This is a genomic window from Mesorhizobium sp. M1E.F.Ca.ET.041.01.1.1 (assembly GCF_003997355.1).
Taxonomy (GTDB): domain Bacteria; phylum Pseudomonadota; class Alphaproteobacteria; order Rhizobiales; family Rhizobiaceae; genus Mesorhizobium.
Genome location: NZ_RZSL01000740.1, coordinates 1 through 2555 on the forward strand (window position 1 = coordinate 1; position 2555 = coordinate 2555).

The following is a 2555-nucleotide window of genomic DNA, read 5'->3' on the forward strand; positions in this document are numbered from 1 at the left end:
CTCCAACACCATGGTCATCTTCATCAACCAGATCCGCATGAAGATCGGCGTCATGTTCGGCTCGCCGGAGACGACCACCGGCGGCAACGCGCTGAAATTCTACGCCTCGGTGCGGCTCGACATCCGCCGCATCGGCTCGGTCAAGGACCGCGACGAGGTGGTCGGCAACCAGACCCGCGTCAAGGTGGTGAAGAACAAGCTGGCCCCGCCCTTCAAGGTGGTCGAGTTCGACATCATGTATGGCGAGGGCGTGTCGAAGACCGGCGAGCTCGTCGATCTCGGCGTCAAGGCCGGCGTGGTCGAGAAGTCGGGCGCCTGGTTCTCCTACAATTCGCAGCGTCTCGGCCAAGGCCGCGAGAACGCCAAGCTGTTCCTGCGCGACAATCCGGACACAGCACGCGAGATCGAGCTGGCGCTGAGGCAGAATGCCGGGCTGATCGCGGAAAAATTCCTCGAGAATGGCGGCTCCGAAGGCGGCGACGACGGCTTCGAGGACGAAGCCGGCGCCGTGTAGGCGGGAGCAATTCCAGGAAAAGTGTGTCGCGTTTTCCGTCCGGAATTGCGCGAGGCAATCGGCCGGAGTTTGGCCATAATCTTATTATATCTGAATATGCTTATGTAATTGAGTTCTTGGTACTGCGTTCCGAACCGCCGGCCTTCGTGCCGGCGGTTTGCGTTTGCGGGCAGCGCAGGCCCGCCGGCGACGTCTGATTTGGCCCAATTCCGTGTTTCTGGACAGGGTCAAGAGCTACGGCTAAAAGGCCAATCTATCTTCGGAACCGAAAGCCCATTTGCCGCCGGCCAAGCCGGCGGTTCTCGCGAAAAGGCAGTACTCATGAGTGGCGTGAACGACATCCGGTCGACATTCCTCGACTACTTCCGCAAGGAGGGTCACGAGATCGTCGCCTCCAGCCCGCTGGTGCCGCGCAACGACCCGACGCTGATGTTCACCAACGCCGGCATGGTGCAGTTCAAGAACGTCTTCACCGGGCTGGAGAAGCGGCCCTATTCGCGCGCTTCGACCGCGCAGAAGAGCGTGCGCGCCGGCGGCAAGCACAATGACCTCGACAATGTCGGCTATACCGCGCGCCATCTCACCTTTTTCGAGATGCTCGGCAATTTCTCGTTCGGCGACTATTTCAAGGAGCGCGCGATCGAGCTTGCCTGGAACCTGATCACCAGGGAATTCGGCCTGCCGAAGGACAAGCTCCTGGTCACCGTCTATCACACCGACGACGAGGCGGCCGGCTACTGGAAGAAGATCGCCGGCTTCTCCGACGATCGCATCATCCGCATCCCGACCTCGGACAATTTCTGGGCGATGGGCGACACCGGTCCGTGCGGCCCTTGTTCGGAGATATTCATCGACCGCGGCGAGCACATCTGGGGCGGGCCGCCCGGCAGCCCGGAGGAGGACGGAGACCGGTTCCTCGAATTCTGGAACCTGGTGTTCATGCAGTATGAGCAGGTGACGAAGGAAGAGCGCATCGATCTGCCGCGCCCGTCGATCGACACCGGCATGGGCCTGGAGCGCATGGCTTCGATCCTGCAGGGGGTGGAGAGCGTCTTCGAGACCGACCTGTTCAAGCACCTGATCGATGCCGCGTCCTCGGCGCTCGGCCACGGTCCCAATGAGGAGAACGTTGCGTCCTATCGCGTGATCGCGGATCATCTGCGCTCGACCTCCTTCCTGGTGGCCGACGGCGTGCTGCCGTCCAACGAAGGGCGCGGCTATGTGCTGCGCCGCATCATGCGCCGCGCCATGCGCCATGCGCAGCTCTTGGGCGCCAAGGAGCCGCTGATGTGGAAGCTGGTTCCGGCGCTGGTGCGCGAAATGGGCCAGGCCTATCGCGAACTGAGCCGCGGCGAAGCGCTGATCACCGAGACGCTGAAGCTCGAGGAGACGCGCTTCCGCAAGACCCTGGTGCGCGGACTCGGGCTGCTGGCGGATGCGACGGAGACGCTCGGCGCCGGCGACATGCTGGACGGCGAGACGGCCTTCAAGCTCTATGACACCTACGGCTTCCCGCTCGACCTGACGCAGGATGCGCTGCGCCAGCGCAGCATCTCCGTCGATTTGGCCGGCTTCACCAATGCGATGGAGCGGCAGAGAGCAGAGGCGCGCGCGCATTGGGCGGGCTCGGGCGAAGCGGCGACAGAGACGGTCTGGTTTCCGGTGCGCGAGAAGGTGGGCGCGACCGATTTTCTCGGCTACGAGACGGAAGAGGCGGAAGGTCTGATCCAAGCGCTGGTCAAGGACGGCAAGACTGTCGACAGCGCCGGTCAAGGCGACGCCGTTGCCGTGATCGTCAACCAGACGCCGTTCTATGGCGAATCCGGCGGCCAGATGGGCGATACCGGCATAATCTTAGGTGACGGCTTCTCGATCGAGGTTTCCGATACGCAGAAGAAAGCCGACGGGCTGTTCGTGCATTTGGGCAAGGTGACGCGCGGCACGGTCAAAACCGGCGCTGCCGTCGAGCTCAAGGTCGACCATGCGCGCCGTTCGAAGCTGCGCGCCAACCATTCCGCGACGCATCTCATCCACGAGGCGC

Annotated in this window: 1 protein-coding gene and 1 pseudogene; both read left to right on the top strand. The window is 63.1% G+C overall.

What is annotated here, in order from left to right; all coding sequences use genetic code 11:
• Nucleotides 1-514 (top strand): annotated as a pseudogene (locus EOA38_RS33400) (DNA recombination/repair protein RecA); the annotation flags it as partial.
• Between the two features lie 321 nt (nucleotides 515-835).
• A partial coding sequence (gene alaS / locus EOA38_RS33405; protein WP_127301234.1) for an alanine--tRNA ligase occupies nucleotides 836-2555 on the top strand: 1720 nt, incomplete at its 3' end.